Origin of the sequence: Streptomyces sp. NPDC090045 (genome assembly GCF_044747975.1) — a bacterium.
In the GTDB taxonomy this organism is placed as follows: domain Bacteria; phylum Actinomycetota; class Actinomycetes; order Streptomycetales; family Streptomycetaceae; genus Streptomyces.
On sequence record NZ_JBIVFA010000013.1, the window covers coordinates 229,872 to 250,146 of the forward strand.

Annotated in this window: 23 protein-coding genes; 9 read left to right on the plus strand and 14 right to left on the minus strand. The window is 72.3% G+C overall.

Features of this window, described 5'->3' with window-relative positions; translation table 11 throughout:
* Positions 1-65: 65 nt before the first annotated feature.
* Together ACIPYQ_RS30175 and ACIPYQ_RS30180 are read right to left on the minus strand one after the other, a co-directional pair.
* Positions 66-266: a type II toxin-antitoxin system VapB family antitoxin gene (locus ACIPYQ_RS30175; protein ID WP_361757586.1), complete on the minus strand. Its 201-nt coding sequence runs from the start codon at positions 264-266 to the stop codon at positions 66-68.
* A gap of 137 nt (positions 267-403) precedes the next feature.
* Positions 404-856: a DUF4442 domain-containing protein gene (locus tag ACIPYQ_RS30180; protein ID WP_189973593.1), complete on the minus strand. Its 453-nt coding sequence runs from the start codon at positions 854-856 to the stop codon at positions 404-406.
* 96 nt (positions 857-952) lie between these two features.
* Between ACIPYQ_RS30180 and ACIPYQ_RS30185 the strand changes: the two genes are divergently transcribed.
* Together ACIPYQ_RS30185 and ACIPYQ_RS30190 are read left to right on the plus strand one after the other, a co-directional pair.
* Positions 953-1,960, plus strand: coding sequence for a hypothetical protein (locus tag ACIPYQ_RS30185; RefSeq protein ID WP_401256993.1), 1,008 nt, complete (start codon positions 953-955; stop codon positions 1,958-1,960).
* 68 nt (positions 1,961-2,028) lie between these two features.
* Positions 2,029-3,384, plus strand: coding sequence for an MFS transporter (locus tag ACIPYQ_RS30190; RefSeq protein WP_401256995.1), 1,356 nt, complete (start codon positions 2,029-2,031; stop codon positions 3,382-3,384).
* Positions 3,385-3,567: 183 nt separating this feature from the next.
* On the opposite strand, the gene ACIPYQ_RS30195 is transcribed toward ACIPYQ_RS30190, so the two are convergent.
* The 4 genes from ACIPYQ_RS30195 to ACIPYQ_RS30210 form a co-directional block, all read right to left on the minus strand.
* A complete protein-coding gene (locus ACIPYQ_RS30195) occupies positions 3,568-4,359 on the minus strand; it encodes a fused MFS/spermidine synthase (RefSeq protein WP_361757669.1) in 792 nt (263 codons plus the stop codon).
* A 124-nt stretch (positions 4,360-4,483) separates the two neighbouring features.
* Entirely contained in the window at positions 4,484-5,356 is an 873-nt protein-coding gene (locus tag ACIPYQ_RS30200) for a patatin-like phospholipase family protein (RefSeq protein WP_401256997.1), read from the minus strand.
* A gap of 72 nt (positions 5,357-5,428) precedes the next feature.
* Complete coding sequence (tuf, locus tag ACIPYQ_RS30205) at positions 5,429-6,610, minus strand: elongation factor Tu (RefSeq protein ID WP_401256999.1); 1,182 nt, start codon at positions 6,608-6,610, stop codon at positions 5,429-5,431.
* Positions 6,611-6,888: 278 nt separating this feature from the next.
* Complete coding sequence (locus tag ACIPYQ_RS30210; RefSeq protein WP_401257001.1) at positions 6,889-7,605, minus strand: DNA alkylation repair protein; 717 nt, start codon at positions 7,603-7,605, stop codon at positions 6,889-6,891.
* A gap of 49 nt (positions 7,606-7,654) precedes the next feature.
* On the opposite strand from ACIPYQ_RS30210, the gene ACIPYQ_RS30215 reads away from it, so the two are divergent.
* The 5 genes from ACIPYQ_RS30215 to lnt all read left to right on the plus strand — a co-directional run bounded on the left by ACIPYQ_RS30215 (position 7,655) and on the right by lnt (position 11,768).
* Positions 7,655-8,383, plus strand: a complete 729-nt coding sequence (locus ACIPYQ_RS30215) for a VTT domain-containing protein (protein WP_361757605.1) — start codon at positions 7,655-7,657, stop codon at positions 8,381-8,383.
* Between the two features lie 48 nt (positions 8,384-8,431).
* Entirely contained in the window at positions 8,432-9,310 is an 879-nt protein-coding gene (locus ACIPYQ_RS30220; RefSeq protein WP_361757608.1) for an undecaprenyl-diphosphate phosphatase, read from the plus strand.
* A gap of 125 nt (positions 9,311-9,435) precedes the next feature.
* A complete protein-coding gene (locus ACIPYQ_RS30225) occupies positions 9,436-9,612 on the plus strand; it encodes a hypothetical protein (RefSeq protein WP_319729209.1) in 177 nt (58 codons plus the stop codon).
* 69 nt (positions 9,613-9,681) lie between these two features.
* The gene (locus tag ACIPYQ_RS30230; RefSeq protein ID WP_401257004.1) at positions 9,682-10,149 is read left to right on the plus strand and encodes a nuclear transport factor 2 family protein; all 468 of its coding nucleotides are present in this window, start codon (positions 9,682-9,684) and stop codon (positions 10,147-10,149) included.
* 44 nt (positions 10,150-10,193) lie between these two features.
* Positions 10,194-11,768 carry an apolipoprotein N-acyltransferase gene (gene lnt / locus ACIPYQ_RS30235; protein WP_401257006.1) on the plus strand — a complete coding sequence of 525 codons (1,575 nt, stop codon included), beginning with the start codon at positions 10,194-10,196 and terminating at the stop codon, positions 11,766-11,768.
* On the opposite strand, the gene ACIPYQ_RS30240 is transcribed toward lnt, so the two are convergent.
* A complete protein-coding gene (locus tag ACIPYQ_RS30240) occupies positions 11,713-12,618 on the minus strand; it encodes a Gfo/Idh/MocA family protein (protein ID WP_401257008.1) in 906 nt (301 codons plus the stop codon). The two genes, lnt and ACIPYQ_RS30240, sit on opposite strands and share 56 nt — an antisense overlap.
* An 84-nt stretch (positions 12,619-12,702) precedes the next feature.
* On the opposite strand from ACIPYQ_RS30240, the gene ACIPYQ_RS30245 reads away from it, so the two are divergent.
* Together ACIPYQ_RS30245 and ACIPYQ_RS30250 are read left to right on the plus strand one after the other, a co-directional pair.
* Entirely contained in the window at positions 12,703-13,227 is a 525-nt protein-coding gene (locus ACIPYQ_RS30245) for a DinB family protein (RefSeq protein WP_361757621.1), read from the plus strand.
* A 127-nt stretch (positions 13,228-13,354) separates the two neighbouring features.
* Positions 13,355-13,885: a hypothetical protein gene (locus ACIPYQ_RS30250; protein WP_401257010.1), complete on the plus strand. Its 531-nt coding sequence runs from the start codon at positions 13,355-13,357 to the stop codon at positions 13,883-13,885.
* A 44-nt stretch (positions 13,886-13,929) separates the two neighbouring features.
* On the opposite strand, the gene ACIPYQ_RS30255 is transcribed toward ACIPYQ_RS30250, so the two are convergent.
* The 7 genes from ACIPYQ_RS30255 to ACIPYQ_RS30285 all read right to left on the minus strand — a co-directional run bounded on the left by ACIPYQ_RS30255 (position 13,930) and on the right by ACIPYQ_RS30285 (position 20,236).
* The gene (locus ACIPYQ_RS30255) at positions 13,930-14,466 is read right to left on the minus strand and encodes a hypothetical protein (RefSeq protein WP_401257012.1); all 537 of its coding nucleotides are present in this window, start codon (positions 14,464-14,466) and stop codon (positions 13,930-13,932) included.
* Positions 14,467-14,562: 96 nt separating this feature from the next.
* Entirely contained in the window at positions 14,563-15,231 is a 669-nt protein-coding gene (locus ACIPYQ_RS30260; RefSeq protein ID WP_351303116.1) for a uracil-DNA glycosylase, read from the minus strand.
* A 110-nt stretch (positions 15,232-15,341) separates the two neighbouring features.
* The gene (locus tag ACIPYQ_RS30265; RefSeq protein ID WP_401257014.1) at positions 15,342-16,925 is read right to left on the minus strand and encodes an ABC transporter substrate-binding protein; all 1,584 of its coding nucleotides are present in this window, start codon (positions 16,923-16,925) and stop codon (positions 15,342-15,344) included.
* 152 nt (positions 16,926-17,077) lie between these two features.
* Complete coding sequence (locus ACIPYQ_RS30270) at positions 17,078-17,839, minus strand: SDR family oxidoreductase (protein WP_401257016.1); 762 nt, start codon at positions 17,837-17,839, stop codon at positions 17,078-17,080.
* Between the two features lie 34 nt (positions 17,840-17,873).
* Positions 17,874-18,635, minus strand: a complete 762-nt coding sequence (fabG, locus tag ACIPYQ_RS30275; protein ID WP_401257018.1) for a 3-oxoacyl-ACP reductase FabG — start codon at positions 18,633-18,635, stop codon at positions 17,874-17,876.
* 381 nt (positions 18,636-19,016) lie between these two features.
* Positions 19,017-19,400, minus strand: coding sequence for a DUF3037 domain-containing protein (locus ACIPYQ_RS30280; RefSeq protein ID WP_361757639.1), 384 nt, complete (start codon positions 19,398-19,400; stop codon positions 19,017-19,019).
* Positions 19,397-20,236, minus strand: a complete 840-nt coding sequence (locus ACIPYQ_RS30285; RefSeq protein WP_401257020.1) for a HipA family kinase — start codon at positions 20,234-20,236, stop codon at positions 19,397-19,399. Before ACIPYQ_RS30285 ends, ACIPYQ_RS30280 begins: the two co-directional genes overlap by 4 nt.
* Positions 20,237-20,275: the final 39 nt, after the last annotated feature.

Here is a 20,275-nt window from a genome sequence, read left to right on the forward strand (position 1 = left end):
CCCCGCCCACTGTGCGCCGCGCGCCGACGTGCCCGGCCGAGACGCGCCACCGCGGGGGCCCAGGTTCAGCCCTCCGGCAGCGGCGGCACGGTGTCGGCGGTCCGGCGCGGCTCGTCCTGCCGCTGGACCCGCGCCTCGGTGCGGTGCCCGCGCGCGATGTAGTCCCGTACGACGGCCTCCACCGCGTCCTGCGGCGAACCGACCCCGGCGAGCACCATCACCTCCACCACGAGCTCGGCATCGAGGCTGATGTTGACCTTGGCCACGGGCGCTCCCTCCATCGTCGTCCGACGGACTCTAGCCGTCGCACGCCTGCGGATTCCGCGGTTCCGCCCCTTCCTCCGGGCGGCACGCGAAGGCCCCCGCTCGGCAGAGGCGGGGGCCTTCGCAGCGGCGCCGGGACCTATGCGTTGGGGCGCAGGGTCCAGACGACGGTCATTTCACCGGTCACGGCCTCGTCCTCGCGCTGGATGGCGATGGTGACCGGGAACTCGGGGCGGCCGCCCGCGTCGAGTTCGGCGACGACCTCCGCGGCCGGGCGGCCGAGGGTGGCGGTGGCGGTCACGACGCCCTTGGCGAGCTTCTTGTAGCCGATCTCGGCCTTCACGGCGAGGGGCACGGCGCGCGAGAGCTGGTCGCCGAAGGCGGCCAGGACGATCGCACCGCTCGCGGACTCGGCGAGGGTGAACATGGCACCGGCGTGCGGGCCACCGACGTGGTTGTGGTAGTCGGGCTGGTCCGGAAGCCGGACGACCGCGCGCTCGGGGGTGGTCTCCAGGAACTGGAGGTTCAGGGTCCGGGCCATCGGCACCGTCGCGGCGAGCAGTTCGCCCACGTTCATCTGATCTGCGCTCATGGACGGCGATGTTACCCACGAGTACACCCCCTTGGCCAGAGCTCGCAAGGGGGCGGCCGTGGCTCCCGGGGTCCGCTCCCACTATCGTTACCGGCCATGTGGCCAGGACAGCAGCAGCCGCCCGGGGGCGAACAGAACCCCCAGGACGCGCACCAGAACCCGTACCAGCAGCAGCCGGGGCAGCCGAACCCGTACCAGCAGCAGCCCGGTTACGGATACCCGCAGCAGCCGGGGTACCAGCCGCCCGCAGGCGTTCCCGGCCAGCAGTGGGGCCCGCCCCAGCAGCCGCAGCAGCCCCAGGGCGGCGGCGGGAGCCCGTACTCGACCAAGACCGTGGCCATCGTCGCGGCGGCCGCCGTCGTGGTGGCCGCCGCCGCGACCGGCGCCTACGTGTTCACCCGGGACGACAAGAAGACCGAGGCCAACGACAAGCCGCCGGCGGCCAGCTCCCCGCCGGCCACCGAGGCACCCGCCCCGGCCGGCAGCAGCGCCAACCCGCGGGCCGGCGGCAGCATGCAGCCCGTCATCCCGGGCTGGAAGGTCGTCGTCAACACCAAGTACAACGTCGCCTACGACGTGCCCCCCGAGTGGAACGTCAACGACTCCGGGGTGTCCCTCTCCATCCACGACGAGGCCGACGGCAAGCCGGTCGTCACGATGTCCGGGACCGCCACCCTCAAGAAGGAGTGGTGCACGGTCGACAAGAACGCCGACGGCACCATGGAGAAGTACTCACTCGCGGACACCGGCGTCAAGGGCGCCCAGGGCGCCAAGGACACCCCCCAGGTGGCGACCGACAACACCGGCACCTGGGTCTGGGCGGCGTACGCCCAGAAGGAGCCCAAGGGAACGGTGAAGGTCACCGAGCCCAAGGAGTACACGACCGCCTCCGGCATCAAGGGCCACACGGCGGTCGCGACCGCGCCGAACGTGAAGAAGGAGAACAAGTGCTCCTCGGACGGCAAGGCGGTCGGCTTCGCCTTCAAGAACGCCGTCGGTGACTTCGCCAGCTTCGTGATCGTCGGCGCGGCGGGCGTGAAGGACGAGGTTCCGACCGACGTCTCCGACAAGATCCTCAGCTCCATCCGGCTCTCCACCGGCTGATCTCCGCCTCCGCCGCCCCGGTCCGGAATCCGTTTGGATTCTCGGCCCGGGGCGGGGATAGTCCGGGGGTGAGTTCTCCCCCCGCCGCAGCGCCCCGTACGCCCGCACGCCGTCGCCGTCCCGAGTGGGCCGGACGCAACTACTCCCTGCTGACGGGCGCGGCGGTCGTCACCAACCTCGGCAGCCACGGGGCCCTCATCGCGGCCACCTTCGCGGTGTTGGAGGCCGGCGGGTCCAGCGGGGACATCGGCCTGGTCGCGGCCGCCCGTACGCTGCCGCTCGTCCTCTTCCTGCTCATCGGCGGCGCCGTCGCCGACCGGCTGCCGCGCCACCGCGTGATGGTCGCGGCCAACGCCCTGAACTGCCTCTCGCAGGCCGCCTTCGCGCTGCTCGTCCTCACCGGCGACCCCCAGCTGTGGCAGATGATGCTGCTGACCGCCCTGTGCGGCACCGGCACCGCCTTCTTCAACCCCGCGGCCGAGGGCATGCTGCTGTCCACGGTCTCCGGGGAGAACTCCAACCGGGCCTTCGCGCTCTTCCGCATGGCGATGAACGGCGCGGGCATCGGCGGCGCCGCCCTGGGCGGGGCGATGATCGCCGCGATGGGCCCGGGCTGGGTCCTGGCCGTGGACGCGGCCGCCTTCGCCGTCGCGGGCCTGCTGCGCGCGTTCCTCGACGTGAGCCACGTTCCCGGCCGGGCCCCCGGCGGCGGCCTGCTGGCCGACCTGCGCGAGGGCTGGACGGAGGTCCGGACCCGCCCCTGGCTGTGGAGCATCGTGCTCCAGTTCTCCGTCGTCGTCGCCGTCGTGGGAGCCGCGGAGGCGGTCTACGGTCCGCTGGTCGCCCGGGACGAACTGGGCGGGGCGGCTCCCTGGGGCGTGGCCCTCGCCTTCTTCGGGGTCGGCACCATCGCCGGGGCCGTCCTGATGATGGTGTGGAAGCCGCGCCGGCTGCTGCTGATCGGCACGCTGTGCGTGTTCCCGCTGGCGCTGCCGTCGGCGGGCCTCGCCGTGCCGCTGCCCGTGTGGGGGCTGTGCTCGGTGATGTTCGTCAGCGGAGCCGCGATCGAGGTCTTCGGGGTGAGCTGGATGACCACGATGCACCAGGAGATCCCGGAGGAGAAGTTCTCCCGGGTCTCCGCCTACGACTGGTTCGGCTCCCTGTCGATGCTCCCGCTGGCCACCGCCCTGGCCGGCCCGGCCGAATCGGCCTTCGGCCGCACCCAGGCCCTGTGGGGCTGCGCGGCCCTGGTCGTCCTGGCCACGGCCCTGGTCCTCCTGATCCCGGACGTCCGCCACATGACCCGCAAAACCAAACCCACCCCCCTCCCCAATCCCCCAACCCCCCACTCCACCCCAGCCACCCCTTCCACCCCAGCCACCCCCTCCAACCCCGCCGCACCCTCCAGCCCCGCCGGCGTTTGAGGCGCGGGGCCGGGGGCGGAGCCCCGATCTTTCACCGCGCCGCACCATCCAGCCCGGCCGGCACAATCCAGCCCCGCCGGCGTTTGAGGCGCGCGGTCCGGGGCGGAGCCCCGATCTTTGAGCCCCGCCGGCGATTGAGGCGCGGGGCGCGCGGCCGAGCCCCGGCACGGCGGCGGCACACGGCTAGCCCAGCGAGAACGCCCCCTCCGGCGGAGCCGGAGACGGAGCCGCGTCCGCGTCAGCCACCGGTGCCGCGCCCTTCATGAACCGGACCAGCCCGTCCCCGTACTCCACCCGCGCCGGAAACACGTCACCCGCACACCGCCGCGCCAGCTCCGCCACCGGAACCCCCGCATCGGAGGCCAGGAGCAGCGCGTTCCCGAACCGCCGCCCCCGCAGCACCCCCGGCTCCGCGACCAGCGCCAACTCCCCGAACGCCTCCGCGAAGTTCGCCAGTTGTGCCCGCAGGAAGTCGAACGGCGCCCCGTCGGCCAGGTTCGCCGCGTACAGCCCGCCGGGCCGCAGCACCCGCGCCGCCGCCCGCGCGTACTCCACCGAGGTCAGCTGCGCCGGCACCCGCGAGCCGCCGAAGACGTCGGCCACCACCACGTCCGCGCTCGCGGCCGGCGCCGCCTCCAGCCAGGCCCGGGCATCGGCGGTGTGCACGGTGATTCCGGACCCCTCCGGCAGCGGCAGGTGTTCGGCGACCAGCTCGACCAGGCCCGCGTCGAACTCGACGACCGCCTGCCGGGACCCCGCCCGGGTCGCGGCCGCGTAGCGGGGCAGGGTGAGCGCACCGCCGCCCAGGTGCAGGAGGTCCAGTGCGCGCCCGGGCTCCGCCGCGCAGTCCAGGACGTGCGCGAGGCGGCGTACGTACTCGAATTCCAGGTGTTCCGGATCGTCCAGGTCCACATACGACTGCGGGGACCCGTCGACGGTCAGCAGCCAGGCCCGCTCCGCGTCCACGTCCGGCATCAGCTTGGCAGTGCCCTGGCCCACGTCCCGGACGACCGGGATCCGTTCATCGCTCACCCCACCATTGTCGGGCGGTCCGCAACGGCGCGGTCCGCCAGGGGGGCGCGATCGGGCCGGATCCGGCTCAGGCGGACCAGACCGCGGCCGCCTCCTCGGCGTGCCCGGCCGCCTGTGCCAGACCGGCCCGCGCCGCGGGGTCCCGGCGGGCGGGGTCGAGCACGTTGCGCCCGAAGGCCTTGCGGGCCTCCGCCGACGGGCTGATCACCATGACCCGCGCCCCCGCTTCCCGCAGCCGTGCGGCCTGCGCGGCCGGCGAGGGGACGAGCCCGGAGCCGAGCGAGATCGGCGCGATGATCACGACGCGGGCGTACCCGGCGGCGAGGTCGGCGTTGGTGGCGGAGCGGACGCCTCCGTCGATGAACCGCCGTCCGCCGACCGTCACCGGCGGCCACACCCCCGGCACGGCGCAGCTCGCCGAGACCGCGTCCACGAGCCCCGCGCCGCTCTCCCGGTCGAAGTCGGCCGGTTCGCCGGTGAGCGCGTCCACGGCGGTGACGACGAGCCGCCGCTCGGGCCATTCGTGCGAGACCAGCCGGGCCGCGAGCACCGCGCGCCGATCGGCCTCCGCCCCCGTGTCGGCGGCCAGGGCCATGGCGCCGACCCGCTGCCGGTAGACCGTCGCATTGCGGGAGCGGACCATCGCGACGGCGTACCGCGCGATCACCCCGGCCCCCAGCTTCGCGGCGATCTCCCCGGTGGCGTCGCCGAGCTGGCGCTCGTACAGCTCCTGCACGGACAGCTGCCCGCAGGTGAGCTGGGCGCCGACCACCGAGCCCGCCGACGTGCCGACGACGAGGTCGGCGGTGGTGAGGTCGACGCCTGCGCGGGCGAGCCCGTACAGGATTCCGCACTCCCAGCCCACGCCCGTCAGTCCCCCGCCGCCCAGCACGAGTGCCGTGTCGCCGCCCATTTCCGCCCGCCCCTCTGCTTCGCGCATGCCTGTGGTGACGGCAGTCTGGCGCAGCGGCACCGCCGTCACCACAGAGGGGTCCGTCTCAGGCCGGCCGGGTCACCCCAGCACGGCCGTCACGGTTCCCGCGCCGACCGTCCGCCCGCCCTCGCGGATCGCGAAGCCGAGCCCCGACTCCAGCGGGACGTCCCGTCCGAGCTCGACGGTCATGGTGACCGTCTGCCCCGGCCGGGCCACGCCGGCCTCGCCCAGGTCCACGTCGCCCACCACGTCGGCGGTGCGGATGTAGAACTGCGGCCGGTAGCCGGTGGCGACCGGAGTCGTACGGCCGCCCTCGCGCCCGGAGAGCACGTACACCTGCGCGGTGAAGCGCCGCTTGGGCGTCACGCTGCCGGGCGCGGCCACCACGTGCCCGCGGCGCACGCCGTCGCGCGGGATCCCGCGCAACAGCAGGGCGACGTTGTCCCCGGCCTCGGCGGACTCCATCGGCTTCCCGAAGGTCTCCAGTCCGGTGACGACCGTCTCGGCCGGCTCGCCGTCGCCGCCGAGCACCGCGACGCGGTCGCCGAGGCGGACGCTGCCGCGCTCGACGGCCCCGGTCACGACGGTCCCGCGCCCGGTGATGGTCAGCACGTTCTCCACCGGCAGCAGGAACGGCGCGTCCGTGTACCGCACCGGAGTCGGCACGTACGTGTCCACCGCGTCCAGCAGCGCCTCGATCGCCCCGGTCCACCGTGGGTCGCCCTCCAGCGCCCCGAGCCCGGAGACCCGTACGACCGGCGCGGCGTCCCCGCCGTAGCCGTGCGCGGTGAGCAGCTCGCGGACCTCCAGCTCGTCCAGGTCGGTCAGCTCGGGGTCCCCGGCGTCGGCCTTGTTCAGCGCGACGACGATGTGGTCGACGCCGACCTGCCGGGCGAGCAGCACGTGCTCGGCCGTTTGTGGCATGACCCCGTCGAGCGCGGAGACGACGAGGATCGCCCCGTCGAGCTGCGCCGCCCCGGTGACCATGTTCTTGATGTAGTCCGCGTGACCGGGCATGTCCACGTGGGCGTAGTGCCGGGTGTCGGTCTCGTACTCGACGTGCGTGAGGTTGATGGTGATGCCGCGCCGGGCCTCCTCGGGGGCCCGGTCGATGCGGTCGAAGGGCACGAAGGAGGCACCGCCGCGCTCGGCGAGGACCTTGGTGATGGCGGCGGTGAGGGTGGTCTTGCCGTGGTCGACGTGACCCATGGTGCCGATGTTGAGGTGCGGCTTGGTCCGCACGAAGGCCGTCTTGGCCATGATGTCTTTTCCCGTTGCTCGAAGCCTGGTCGGGACCCCTGAACCGAGCCGACCCTCCCCCTGCGGGGTCCGCCGGACGATCCGGGAAGGGTCAGCTTCGTGCGCCGTCGAATGCGGCGAAGGCCTCTGCGGGAAACGCGAATGCGGCAGCCTTCGGCGCGTCCGCGACTGCGGACGGCGCTGCGGGGAAGGCGAACCGGGACATGCCCCCGATCCTGCCGGACCGCCCCGGGCCCGTCGAATGATTTACCTGGTGAACCGGGCGAACCGGCGGGCCCTCAGAGGTTCTTGAGCGCCTCGCGCACGGACAGCGGGGCCAGGGAGCCGCGTTCGGCCTCGACGAAGGCGCGTACCGCGCCGGGGTCGGTCTTCGCGTACTCCCGCAGGGACCAGCCGATGGCCTTGCGCAGGAAGAAGTCCGGGTGGCCGGCCCGGCGGCGGCAGTAGGCGAAGAGGCGCCCGGTGTCGGTGGCGGCCTTGTAGCGGAGCTGGTGCAGCAGGGCGGCGCGGGCGAGCCAGAGGTCCTCGTCCTCGATCCACTCGTCCATCACCTCCGCCAGCTCCGGGTCCGCGGCCACCAGCGGGCCGACCGTGTGCGCGGCCAGCAGGTCGACGGTGTCCCACCAGGGGACGGTGACGATCAGGTGCCGGACCACCGGCAGGAAGCCGGAGGAGCACCGGGAGACGTGGCGGCGCAGGTAGTCCACCGCGAAGTAGTGGTACTCGCGCTCGGGGAGCCGCCAGCAGCGCAGCGCGAGCGCCGCGCAGTCCGCCTCCGACGGCGCGGGGGTGTCCCGGGTCACGGCCTTCGACAGTTCCCTGCGCAGCGGCGTCGGGATGCCGAGGAAGGGTGCGACGTCCTTCATGTACGCGGTCATCGCCGCGGCCCGCCCGGGGTCGGCGGCCGGGGCGTATGTGCTGGTCAGGCGGGACAGGAGGGTGTCCGCGAGGGGGCTGCGGGGAACCCTCGGGGGTCGTCGGCCGTTCGACAGCATGAGGCCCAGATTACGGCGCGACGCCGCATACGTCGGCTAGTCTCCCGGGATGTCCCTCCTCCTCGCGCCGTGGACCCGGCTGTCGCTGCTCGTCGTGCTGCTCGTCGCGGCCGGCGTGTGCGTGCTGCTGTTCGAGCCCCAGCGCCTGCTCTCGGAGGGCTGGCCCCCGGGCCTCCCGGTGGGCACGGCGGTCCTGCTGTTCGCAGCCGCGTACGGTGTGTGCGCGGCGGCCTTCGTGCCGCGCCCCCTGCTGAACCTGGCCGCGGGAGCCGTCTTCGGCACCCAGTTCGGCCTCGTCGCAGCGGTCGGCGGCACCGTCCTCGGCGCCGGGATCGCCTTCGGCCTCGGCCGGATCATGGGCCAGGAGGCTTTGCGCCCGTATCTGCGCGGCCGCTGGATCGAGGCGGCCGACGGCCAGCTCAGCCGGCACGGCTTCCGCTCGATGCTCGCCGTCCGGCTCTTTCCCGGCGTGCCCTTCGTGGTGGCCAACTACTGCGCGGCGGTGTCCCGCTGCGGCTGGGGCCCCTTCCTCCTCGCGACGGCGCTCGGCGTCGTGCCGAACACCACCGCGTACGTGATCGCCGGGGCCAGCGCCTCCTCCCCCGGTTCGCCCGCGTTCCTGGTCTCCTTCGGCTTCATCGTGGTCTCGGTGGTGGCGGCCGGAGCCGTCGCGTGGCGCAAGCGGCACCGTCTGGCACCCCCGCGTTCCCGGGATTCTGCGTATGAACTGACGCCCCAGCACCCCCCAGTGGTCAGTGGCACTTCGCACGGGCCCTAGCATCGGACCCGAACTGCCCGACGATCACAAGGACGAGCGCACCCCGACATGAGCTGGTTCGAATCCCTAATCCTCGGTCTCGTCCAGGGGCTTACGGAGTTCCTCCCGATCTCCTCCAGCGCCCACCTGCGGCTGACCGCGGCGTTCGCCGGCTGGCACGACCCAGGAGCGGCCTTCACCGCGATCACGCAGATCGGCACCGAGGCCGCCGTCCTGATCTATTTCCGCAAGGACATCGCGCGGATCATCTCCACCTGGTTCCGGTCCCTGTACACGAAGGCCCTGCGCTCCGAGCAGGACGCCAAGATGGGCTGGCTGGTGATCGTCGGCTCGATTCCGATCGGCGTCCTCGGTCTGGTCTTCAAGGACGCGATCGTGGGCCCGGCCCGCGACCTGCGGCTGACGGCGACCACCCTGATCGTGATGGGCATCGTGCTCGGCGTCGCCGACCGGCTGGCCGCACGCGACGAGGAGGGCGGCCGGCACCGCGCCATCCGCGAGCGCAAGACGCTCAAGGAGCTCGGCGTCAAGGACGGCCTGATCTTCGGTGCCTGCCAGGCGATGGCCCTGATCCCGGGCGTCTCCCGGTCCGGCGCGACGATCTCCGGCGGTCTGCTGCTGGGCTTCACCCGCGAGGCCGCGGCGCGGTACTCCTTCCTCCTCGCCATCCCTGCCGTACTGGCCTCGGGAGCGTTCGAGATCAAGGACGTGGTGGAGAACCCGGGCCACATCTCCTGGGGTCCGACGATCTTCGCGACGGTCATCGCCTTCTTCGTGGGCTACGCCGTGATCGCGTGGTTCATGAAGTTCATCTCGACCAAGAGCTTCATGCCCTTCGTGATCTACCGGATCCTCCTGGGCATCCTCCTGTTCGTGCTGATCGGCACGGACGTGCTGAGCCCGCACGCGGGTGAGTCCGGCTCCTAGCAGGACCCGCTCCACCACGTTCGCGTGAACCGGAAGCCGCTCGGGAACGTTCCCGGGCGGCTTCCGCGTCGTTGTGCCTGAAGAGACCTGAAGAGACCGGAAGGCAAGCAAGCAGGGGGTGTCCCATGGGTCGAGTGGTGCTGGAGCGTTTTCCGGCCGGAAGTCCGCGGGGGAGCTGGCCCGCCGAGGAGTACGCGGCGCAGCGCATGCGGGAGGGGGTGCCGGCCGAGGTGGTCATGGACCTGGACAGCGACGCGTTCCTCGTCGTGGTCCGCCAGCGGGAGGCCCGTTCCGGTCACTGAGCGCCCGCCGGACGATCAGGTCCGCGCACGCCCCTTGGCCTCGCGCCCGCGCAGCCCCACACTGACCCGATGACTCAGCGTGTGGATCTCGCGACGGTAATGGACCGGCTGGCGATCGACGAAGTGGTCACGGGCTACGCGGTGGCCGTCGACGACGGCGACTGGGCCGCCTACCGCGCCCTCTTCACCGCCTCCGGGCGCGTCGACTACAGCTCGGCGGGCGGGATCGAGGGTTCGGTGGGCGAGGTCGCGGACTGGCTCGCGGAGACCATGAAGCTCTTCCCCGTACGCCAGCACCTGATCGTCAACCGGCTGGTCCGGCTGGAGGACCTGGGCGGTTCGCCCGGCGACAGCGCCGAGGTGCGGGCGGACTTCCTCAACCCGATGCGGCTGGCGGGGCCGGAGTCCGATCCGGCGGTCACCGCTCCCAACTTCGTCGCCGCCGGACGCTACGCCTTCGTGCTGGCCCGCACCCGTGACGGCTGGCGGCTCACCCGCGTCACCGTGCACGAGACGTGGCGGCACATGTCCGCCTGAGCCTGCCCGGCCCTGGACTGACAGACTGGAAGCGGAGGCGCGCCATGGTCGCGATGCGGTACGAGTGGATGCGTCGATGGCGCGCGCCCGCCGCGGTCGCCGCCGGAGCGCTGCCCGCCCTCGCCTTCCCCGCGCCCGCGCTCTGGTGGTTCGCCTACGTCGCCCTCGTGCCCTGGATGCTGCTGCTGAGGTCGGCCCCCACCGGCCGGCGGGCAGCCCTGGAGGGCTGGCTCGGCGGCGCGGGATTCATCGTGGCCGTCCACCACTGGCTGCTGCCCAGCCTGCACGTCTTCCTGATTCCGGTGGCCGCGCTGCTGGGATTGCTCTGGATCCCGTGGGCCCTCCTGGTGCGGGAGCTGCTCGGCGGGGTCCCCTCGGCCGTCCGGGCGCTGTCCGCGCTGGTCCTCGTACCGGCGGGATGGCTGCTGTCGGAGCTGGTCCGGTCCTGGCAGGGGCTGGGCGGGCCGTGGGGGCTGCTGGGGGCGAGTCAGTGGCAGGTGCCGCCCGCGCTGCGGCTGGCCTCCGTGGGCGGGGTGTGGCTGGTCAGTCTGCTGGTGGTGGCGGTGAACTGCGCCCTGGTGCTGCTGCTGGCGGTGCCGGGTGCGCGGATCCCGGCGGTGGCGGGGGTGACGGGGTGCGCGGTGCTGACGGCGGTGGTGTGGGTGTGGGCGGCGGGCCCCACGGAGTCCGGGCGGCTGCGCGTGGCCGTCGTACAGCCGGGCCCGGTGCCGGACGGCCCGGACAGCGTGGAGCGGCGGTTCGCGGCCGGTGAGCGGCTGACCCGGCCGCTGGCCGGGCAGCGCGTCGACCTCGTGGTGTGGGGCGAGAGCAGCGTCGGCGAGGACCTGACGGCCCGCCCGGACCTGGCCCGGCGGCTGGCCTCGCTGTCGGCGGAGGTCGGGGCCCCGCTGCTGGTGAACGTGGACGCGCGGCGGGCGGACCGGCCGGGCATCCACAAGAGCGCGGTCCTCGTGGGCCCCGGGGGGCCCACCGGCGACCGGTACGACAAGATGCGGCTCGTCCCCTTCGGGGAGTACGTACCGGCCCGGGCGCTGCTCGGCTGGGCCACCTCGGTCGGAAAGGCGGCCGGTGAGGACCGGGTGCCCGGCGCGGCCCCGGTGGTCATGGACCTGCCCGCGCGGCCGGACGGGGCCGGCGCCCCCACCGGTGTCCGTCTCGGCCCGCTGGTCTGCTTCGAGTCGGCCTTCCCCGACATGAGCCGGCGCCTGACCCTCGACGGGGCCTCGCTGCTCATCGCCCAGTCGGCGACCTCCACCTTCCAGGAAAGCTGGGCCCCGGCCCAGCACGCCTCGCTGGCGGCCCTGCGCGCCGCCGAGAACGGCCGCCCGATGGTGCACGCCACCCTCACGGGCATCAGCGTCGTGTACGGCCCCTCCGGCGAGCGGATCGGCGCGGCGCTGCCGACCTCCGCGCGCACGGCGGCGGTGTACGAGGTCCCGCTCGCCCGGGGCACGACCCTCTACGGCCGCTTCGGGGACTGGCCGGTGGGGGCGGCCCTCGCCGTGCTCGCGGTGTACTGCGCGACGGCGGGCGTCCGTTCCCTCAGGAGGCCTGCTCCAGAGCCGACTCCACCACCTGCTCGCACAACCGGTGGGTGAGCAGCGCGTCCCGCGCGCTGAGGGTCTTGCCGGCCTCGACGGCCTCCAGGAAGTGGTCCACGACCTGCTCGATGCCGCGCTGGCGGGCGACGGACACCCAGTCTCCGCGGCGCCGGACGGTCGGCTGGCCCTTGTGGTCGATGACCTCGGCGAGGTTGACGACCTGCCGCTTGGTGTCCCGGCCGGAGACCTCCAGGATCTCCTCGGTGGAGCCGGACAGCCGGTTCATGATGCCGAGCGCGGTGAAGCCGTCGCCGGACAGCTGGAGCACCACCTGGTGCATCAGCCCCTCGCGCACCACGGCCCGCACGTCTACGCGATCGGTCTCGCCGGGCAGCAGGAAGCGCAGGGTGTCGACGACGTGGATGAAGTCGTCCAGGACCAGCGTGCGCGGGTCCTCGGGCAGCCCGACCCGGTTCTTCTGCATGATGATCAGCTCGCGCGGGTGGTCGGCGCACTGCGCGTAGCCGGGCGCGTAACGACGGTTGAAGCCGACGGCGAGCGAGACGCCCTGCTCCTCGGCCAGTTCCACCAGCCGCACCGAGTCCGCGAGCTCGTAGGCGAGCGGCTTGTCCACGTACGTCGGAACGCCGGCCCGCAGCAGCCGCGTGACGATCTCGAGGTGGGCCGTGGTCGAGGCGTGCACGAAGGCCGCGTCGAGCCCCTCGGCGAGCAGCGCGTCGAGGTCGGCGTGCCGGCGCGCGGCGGGGACGCGGTGGATCTCGCCGACCCGTTCCAGCGTGGCGGGGGTACGGGTCTGCAGGTGCAGCTCGAGGCCCGGGCGCGTGGTGAGGACGGGCAGGTACGCCTTCTGCGCGATGTCGCCGAGTCCGATGCAGCCGACCTTCACCAGGAGACCTCCAGGTTGATCCTTGTGGGACTCCAGCAGCTTAATCCCTGGTGGCAGGGGGCCGGTTCGCCGAGGATGTCCCTCATGACCACCAGTTCCGGATCACATCGCACCGAGCCCGCGACCACCGCCGACGAGCGGGACATGCTGGACGGCTGGCTCGACTACCACCGCGCGACCCTCGCCTGGAAGTGCGAGGGGCTCCAGGACGAGCAGCTGCGCCGCACCCCGCTCGCGCCCTCCGAGTTGAGCCTCCTGGGCCTCGTGCGGCACATGGCGGAGGTGGAGCGGTACTGGTTCCGGGAGATCATGCTCGGCGAGGACCTTCCCGAGCTGCACTGCACCGAGGACGATCCGGACGGCGATTTCCACTTCACCGACGACGCCACCTGGGCGGAGAACGAGCAGGTGTGGCAGACCGAGGTCGAACTGGCGCGCCAGGCCGCCTCGGGCCGCTCGCTGGACCTGCTGTCGCGGGCCGAGAGCCACCACCGCGGCGAGGTCTTCAGCCTGCGCTGGGTCTACACCCACATGATCGAGGAGTACGCGCGCCACAACGGCCACGCGGATCTGCTGCGCGAGCGGATAGACGGCGCCACGGGCGACTAGTACCTCGTTTCCGGATCGGGCCGGCCCGGCCCGGATCCGCCGGACACCCCGTACGCCGTCACCCGTGCGGGGTGAATATCCGCTCCGGGTTTTCGCAACGGGGTCCTCGCACAGCAGAGTTGCGCGGGTGCATCCAACCCGAACCACGACAACCCTGCTGCTCGGAGTCGCCTGTGCCGTCTCGGCCGCCTCCGGCTGTGTGAACGTGAGCCCCGGCCCCGTGCAGCCGGCGGCGGTCCCCGCCACCGGCAAGCCTTCCCGCCACGAGCCGCGCGGCGGGCCCGGGGCCGCCCACGTGGTCGTCCAGGCGCCCGCGCTGGAGGCGCTGGAGGCGGTCCCGGAGCGGCCCGCGCACCCGGTGGCCTCCGCGCCCGCCCGGCCGGCCGCCCGGCAGCCCGGTCAGGGCGCCTCCGGAGGGCCCGCACCGGACGTGCCGCCGGTCCCCGACATCCCCGAGCCCCGGAAGCCCTCCGAGCCCGTGTCGGGGCGTCCGGGCGGCCGTCCCGAGCATTCCCGGCGCGATGCCGAGGTGGAGCGGGAGCTGGTGCGGAAGCTGCCGGTGCGGCCGGCCGACGTGTGCGCGCTGGGCCGCCGGCACGGCCGCTGGCACCCGGACAGCCCGGAGGCCCGCATCTGCGCGGGCGTCCGCGAGGGCTGACCGCCGGAGCCCGTCCTCCGGGATCGGGCCGGGACGCGGCGCCCCTACGGGGACTGCTCGGGGAACGGCCGGGGGCCGGCCCCCGGTTCCGTGGCCAGGCGCCGCTCCAGCCGTGCGATGGCCTCCCGCACGCCGTTCCCGTACCCGTCGTCCGGGAGGGCGCCGGTGGCCGCCCTGGCCCGTGCCAGGTGGATCCGGGCGGCGTCCGGACGCTGCAGCTTCACGTAGTCGGCGGCCAGGCTGAGGTGCAGGGACGGGTAGAAGACCCGCATCGCGAGATGCGGCTCCCGCGGCGCCGTCCCCCCGTCCCCCGCCCCGGCGACGGGCCACTCGGCCAGGGCTTCGGCGGCGGTCAGGGCCCGCAGGTCCCAGGCCAGTTCGTCGGCGGGATCGTCCTGGGCGTCGGCCATGTAGTGGGCGAGGGTGCAGCGGTGGAGGTCGTCCCCCTCCTCGCCGATCTCCGACCAGATCGCGCCGAGCCGGTTGCGGGCCTCCTCGCGGTCCCCGGCGTGCAGCAGGATGACCGCCTGGCCGATCCTGGTCATGACGGCGTCCTCCGACGCCTCCTGCTGCTCCGTCACCGCGGCCTCCGGCTTGCTCCGCCAGACCTGCTCCGGGTCTGATCATCACGAAGCTAGCCGGAGGTGGCGGCAATGGCGCCGAGGCGCGGTGGGGCGTCAGCCGAGGTCCGGGATCCGCCAGTCGATCGGCTCATGGCCCTGGGCGGCGATGGCCTCGTTGATCTGCGTGAAGGGCCGGGACCCGAAGAACTTCTTGGCCGACAGCGGCGAGGGGTGGGCCCCCTTGACCACGACGTGCCGCTCCTCGTCGATCAGCGGGATCTTCTTCTGGGCGTAGGCGCCCCACAGGACGAAGACGGCCGGGTCGGGCCGCTCGGACACCGCGCGGATCACGGCGTCGGTGAACTTCTCCCAGCCCTTGCCCTTGTGCGAATTGGGCTCGGCCTCCCGGACGGTGAGGACCGCGTTGAGCAGCAGGACGCCCTGCTGGGCCCACGGCATCAGGTACCCGTTGTCCGGGACCGGCAGGCCGAGCTCCTCCTTCATCTCCTTGTAGATGTTGCGCAGCGACGGCGGGGTCTTGACCCCGGGCTGCACGGAGAAGCACAGGCCGTGACCCTGGCCGGCGCCGTGGTACGGGTCCTGGCCCAGGACGAGCACCTTCACCTGGTCGAAGGGAGTGGCCTCCAGGGCCGCGAACACCTGCTCGCGGGGCGGGTAGACCGGCCCGTTCGCCCGCTCCTTCTCGACGAACTCGGTGAGTTCCTTGAAGTAGGGCTGGTCCAGCTCCCCTCCGAGGACGGGGAGCCAGGACTCGGGCAGCATCTGGGTCACGGCGAAAACCTCCGGTACAAGTTCGTGCAACTGCTCCAGAACCTACCGGGGACCACTGACAACGCGTCGGCCGCCCGGGGCGGATGCCCCGGGCGGGGCCGCTACCAGCTGGTCTTGCGGTACAGCTCCCACATCTGCATGGCGGTCTGCGGGTCCAGCGCCCGCTCGGCGCCCGCGATGTCCTCCTGCGCGGCGACGTACAGCTTGCCCTGCCACAGGGGCAGCAGCCGGACGTCCTCGGCGAAGATCTGCTGTGCCTTCTCGAACTGCGCCACCCCGGCGGAGCGGTCGCCGTCGCGGCGGGACTTGGGCAGCAGGTCGGTCAGGATCTCCGTGGGCACGTACGGGGTACCGACCGCGTTCTCCTGGCCGACGAACGGCGCGATGAAGTTGTCCGGGTCCGGGAAGTCGGGGAACCAGCCTCGGCCGAAGACCGGGTACTCCTGGCCCTTGTAGCCCTCCTGGAAGGTCTTCCAGGGCTGGCTGCGCAGGGTGATCCGGAAGAGCTGGCTCTCGTCCAGCTGCCGCTTGAGCTCGGTGAACTCCTCGGCGGTGGAGGAGCCGTACCGGTCGGTGGTGTACCAGAAGGTCAGGTCGACCGGAGTCGGAACCCCGGCGTCCTTGAGGAGCTTCTTGGCCTTGGCGACGTCCGCGGCACCGTACTTGTCGTAGAACGGCGTCTTGTGGCCGACGACCCCCTTGGGAACCATCGAGTACAGCGGCTCCGCGGTGCCCTGGTAGACCTTGGAGACGAGCGTCCCGCGGTCGACGGTCTGGGCGATCGCCTGGCGGACCGCGAGCTTGTTGACGGCCGGGTCCTTGGGGTTGAAGACCAGGTAGCGGATCTCGGCGCCGACGTTCTCGACGACCTGGACGCCCTGGGCGTGCGCCGCGGGGGTCTGCAGGTCCGTGATCTCCGTGGCCGACAGGCCTCGGTAGGTGGCGTCGATCTCCTTGGCCTTCAGGGCCGAGACCATCTTCTGGGAGTCCTGGAAGTAGCGGATCGTCACCGCCTTGTTACGGCGGTTGGCGAAGCCCGCGTAGGTCCCGTTGTTGCCGAGGACGGCCTCGCTGCCCTCCTTGTACGACTCGAGCACGTACGGGCCGGAGCCGGTGATCTTGCCGTCCTGGCGCACCTTGTCGGCGGGGTAGTCCTTGGGCGCGACCAGCGAGGCGGCCGGCGAGCCGAGGACGTACGGGAAGGTGGCGTCCGAGGTGTTCAGGTGGAAGACGACCGTCAGGGCGTCCGGGGTCTCGATCTTGTCGAGGCTGCCGAAGAGGTCCTTCGGGCCGACCTTCGAGCCGATCGTCTTGATGCGGTCCAGGGAGTGCTTGACGGCCTTGGCGTCGAGCGGCTCGCCGTTGGAGAACTTCAGGCCCTTGCGCAGGGTGCACCGGTAGGCCTGGCTCGCGCCGTCCGTGAACTCGCAGTTCTGGGCGGCGTCGGGCTGGGGCTTGGTGGAGCCCGTGGGGAACGCCAGCAGCGTCTGGTAGACGTTCCGGTACAGCTCCCAGGAGCCGTCCCACGCCGCGGCGGGATCGAGGGTGCTCGGTGCGCTCGTGGTGCCGACGACGATCCGCTTGGCGTCGTCGTCGTGGTCCTCCGACAGCAGGCCGCATCCGGCGAGCAGGGATATGGACGCAAGGGCCGCAGTGATCTGCAGGCATCTGGTCCGGTTGAACACGTGCACGCTCCTCGATCAGCCAGGGGTGCGGCAGACCCTACCGCAGTGCCCCACGAATCCAATGGGGTGGTTTCGTGGGGCACTTGACCGGTTCCGTGCACATTCGATACACATTTGCCTCCCTTTCGGAGGCAAAAACGTCCGATTATCGGTTAGTGCACTCCAGCATTGAGGAACATCCCACCGTCGACGACCAGAGTTTGGCCCGTGATCCATTCCGCTTGTGCAGATGTAAGAAACGCGGCGGCCCCTCCGATGTCCTCCGGGTGCCCCAGCCGGCCGAGCGGATAAGCGGCCGCGGCCTCCTGCTCCCGGCCCTCGTAGAGCGCCTGCGCGAACTTGGTCTTGACCACCGCGGGGGCGATCGCGTTGACCCGGACACCCGGTGCCATCTCGTGGGCGAGCTGGAGGGTGAGGTTGACCATGGCGGCCTTGCTCATCCCGTACGCCCCGATGAAGGGCGAGGCGGAGACGCCGGCGATGGAGGCGATGTTCACGATCGCTCCGCCGTTGTCCTTCTGCCAGGCGTGCCAGGTCCGCTGGGCGAAGCCGAGCGCCGAGATCACATTGGTCTCGAAGACCTTGCGGGCGACCCCGAGGTCCAGGTCCGCGATCGGCCCGAAGACCGGATTGGTGCCGGCGTTGTTCACCAGGAAGTCGACGCGGCCGAAGGCCTCCATCGTGCGCTCGACGGCGACGGCCTGGTGGGCCTCGTCGTGCGCCTTGCCGGCGACCCCGATCACCCGGTCCGCACCGAGCCGCTCGACGGCCTCCTTGAGGGCATCCTCATTGCGCCCGGTGATGCAGATCCGGTCGCCGCGGGCGACCAGCGCCTCGGCGATGCCGTAACCGATGCCCCGGCTCGCCCCGGTGATCAGTGCGACCTTGCCGCTGTCGATACCGTCGTACGTCATGACGTGCGCCTGCCTCTCGTGATCTCTTCGCTCGTCAGTTGAGCGGGCCGCCGGCGACGTACATGACCTGGCCGGAGACGAAGCCGGCCGCCTCGCCGGTGAAGAACGCGATGGCGTTGGCGATGTCGTCCGGGCGGCCGACGCGCTGGACGGGGATCTGGGTGGCGGCCGCCGCCTGGAAGTCCTCGAAGCCCATGCCGACGCGGGCGGCCGTCTGGGCGGTCATCTCGGTGACGATGAAACCGGGGGCGACGGCGTTGGCGGTGACGCCGAACTTGCCGAGCTCGATGGCCAGGGTCTTGGTGAAGCCCTGCAGGCCGGCCTTGGCGGCGGAGTAGTTGACCTGGCCGCGGTTGCCGAGCGCCGAGCTGCTGGAAAGGTTCACGATGCGGCCGAACTTGGCGTCCACCATGTACTTCTGACAGGCCTTGGACATCAGGAAGGCACCGCGCAGGTGCACGTTCATGACGGTGTCCCAGTCGGTCTCGCTCATCTTGAACAGCAGGTTGTCGCGCAGCACGCCGGCGTTGTTGACCAGGATGGTCGGGGCGCCGAGCTCGCTCGCGACGCGCGCGACGGCGGCCTCCACCTGCGCGCCGTCGGAGACGTCGCAGCCGACCGCCAGGGCCTTGCCGCCGGCCGCCCTGATCGCCTCCACGGTGTCCTTGCAGGCCGCCTCGTCGAGGTCGAGTACGGCGACGGCCCGGCCCTCGGCGGCCAGGCGTACGGCGGTGGCCGCGCCGATGCCCCGGGCCGCCCCGGTCACGATCGCGACGCGCTGCTCGGTGGTGGACATGCTGGATCTCCTCGCCCTTGAGAGACGGCCGCCCAGAGGTGAGCAACCGCTTAGTAGCTTCAGCAGAGGAGACGCTAGGAGCCCTGGCACCCGGTGTCAACGGCGGCACCTCGAGACGCGCCACCGCTCAAGGCGCCGGGTGGCACATCCGGCAACTCCAGCCCCGCCGCACCACCCAGCCCCACCGCACCATCCAGCCTCGCCGCATCATCCAGCCCCGCCGGCGTTTGAGGCGCGGGGTCGGGGGCGGCGCCCCGATCTTCCAGCCTCGCCGGCGTTTGAGGCGTGGGGGTCCCCCCGGACGGAGTCTGGGGGAGGGTCCGGGGCAGCGCCCCGGCGACGGCGCCGCACCGCCCCACCGGCGGGACCAGCGACCAGCGGTCAGCGGACCAGCAGGTCGAGCAGCCTCTCCACCTCCACCGCCGGGTCGGCCGTCAGGCCGGTGTGCACCGGCCCCGGCTGCACCACCGTGCTCCGCGGCGCGATCAGCCACCGGAACCGCCGCCCGGCGTCGTCGCCCGCCGCCTGCCCGGCGGACTCCCCGCCCTCGCACACGCCCTCGACCCCGCGCAACGCGGCCCGCACCCCGGCCACATCGGCCTGGGGATCCAGCGCGAGCAGCTTCGCCTCGTCGAGGTGGGTGCGCGCGGCGACGTACGCGTGCGCCCGGCAGTAGACGATCACTCCGGCGTTGAAGCACTCACCGCGTTCCATCCGGGGCACCACACGCACCAGCGCGTACTCGAACACGTCCCGCTTGGTCACTCGTCGTCGCTCTTCTTCTTGTGGGGCAGGGGGGCGAGGCGTTCGGCCAGCCAGCCCGGCGGACCGGACCGCCGCTTGACCTCGGCCTCCATGGTGATCCTCTCGTGGATCGTGGCTGCGCGCGGCAGCAGCGCCTCCACGTAGGCGCGGCGCAGCGCGTCGGTGGAGTCGAAGCCCGGCTCGTCGACCAGCCACTCGTCGGGGACGTCGGCCGCGACCTCCGTCAGCAGTTCCTCGGTGACCAGCGGCGCGAGGGCGGCGGCCGCGGCCTCGATGTCCGGGCCCACGGGGGCCAGTACGTGGTCGGAGGCGTTGTAGGGCTTGGCGGCCGCGGCCTCGGCGGTGGGCCAGTTGTGGTGCCAGATCATGGTGGCGCCGTGGTCGATGAGCCACAGATCCCCGTGCCAGACCAGCATGTTCGGGTTGCGCCAGGACCGGTCGACGTTGTTGATGAGGGCGTCGAACCAGACCACGCGTCCCGCTTCGGCCGGGTCCACCTGGTAGGCGAGCGGGTCGAAGCCGATCGAGCCGGGCAGGTAGTCCATGCCGAGGTTGAGCCCGCCGCTGGCCTTGAGCAGCTCCTGGACCTCCTGGTCGGGCTCGCCGAGCCCGATGACGGGGTCGAGCTGCATCTGGACCAGGGTCGGAACGCGCAGCCCCAGCCGCTGGGCCAGGCGGCCGCAGATGACCTCGGCGACCAGGGTCTTGCGGCCCTGGCCGGCTCCGGTGAATTTCATGACGTATATGCCGAGGTCGTCGGCCTCGACGACACCGGGAAGCGAGCCCCCCTCGCGCAAGGGCGTGACATAGCGGGTCGCGGTGACTTCTGTCAACATCATCCAAGGCTACATGTCCCGCATTCCTGCACATCCATG

Excerpts from the sequence above, each read along its gene's own strand:
- ACIPYQ_RS30180 (WP_189973593.1), bottom strand. The coding sequence starts at position 856 with ATGAGCGCAGATCAGATGAACGTGGGCGAACTGCTCGCCGCGACGGTG.
- ACIPYQ_RS30185 (WP_401256993.1), top strand. The coding sequence starts at position 953 with ATGTGGCCAGGACAGCAGCAGCCGCCCGGGGGCGAACAGAACCCCCAG.
- ACIPYQ_RS30195 (WP_361757669.1), bottom strand. The coding sequence starts at position 4,359 with ATGCCGGACGTGGACGCGGAGCGGGCCTGGCTGCTGACCGTCGACGGG.
- ACIPYQ_RS30200 (WP_401256997.1), bottom strand. The coding sequence starts at position 5,356 with ATGCGCGAAGCAGAGGGGCGGGCGGAAATGGGCGGCGACACGGCACTC.
- tuf (WP_401256999.1), bottom strand. The coding sequence starts at position 6,610 with ATGGCCAAGACGGCCTTCGTGCGGACCAAGCCGCACCTCAACATCGGC.
- ACIPYQ_RS30210 (WP_401257001.1), bottom strand. The coding sequence starts at position 7,605 with ATGCTGTCGAACGGCCGACGACCCCCGAGGGTTCCCCGCAGCCCCCTC.
- ACIPYQ_RS30215 (WP_361757605.1), top strand. The coding sequence starts at position 7,655 with ATGTCCCTCCTCCTCGCGCCGTGGACCCGGCTGTCGCTGCTCGTCGTG.
- ACIPYQ_RS30220 (WP_361757608.1), top strand. The coding sequence starts at position 8,432 with ATGAGCTGGTTCGAATCCCTAATCCTCGGTCTCGTCCAGGGGCTTACG.
- ACIPYQ_RS30225 (WP_319729209.1), top strand. The coding sequence starts at position 9,436 with ATGGGTCGAGTGGTGCTGGAGCGTTTTCCGGCCGGAAGTCCGCGGGGG.
- ACIPYQ_RS30230 (WP_401257004.1), top strand. The coding sequence starts at position 9,682 with ATGACTCAGCGTGTGGATCTCGCGACGGTAATGGACCGGCTGGCGATC.
- lnt (WP_401257006.1), top strand. The coding sequence starts at position 10,194 with ATGGTCGCGATGCGGTACGAGTGGATGCGTCGATGGCGCGCGCCCGCC.
- ACIPYQ_RS30245 (WP_361757621.1), top strand. The coding sequence starts at position 12,703 with ATGACCACCAGTTCCGGATCACATCGCACCGAGCCCGCGACCACCGCC.
- ACIPYQ_RS30260 (WP_351303116.1), bottom strand. The coding sequence starts at position 15,231 with ATGCTGCCCGAGTCCTGGCTCCCCGTCCTCGGAGGGGAGCTGGACCAG.
- ACIPYQ_RS30270 (WP_401257016.1), bottom strand. The coding sequence starts at position 17,839 with ATGACGTACGACGGTATCGACAGCGGCAAGGTCGCACTGATCACCGGG.
- fabG (WP_401257018.1), bottom strand. The coding sequence starts at position 18,635 with ATGTCCACCACCGAGCAGCGCGTCGCGATCGTGACCGGGGCGGCCCGG.
- ACIPYQ_RS30285 (WP_401257020.1), bottom strand. The coding sequence starts at position 20,236 with ATGTTGACAGAAGTCACCGCGACCCGCTATGTCACGCCCTTGCGCGAG.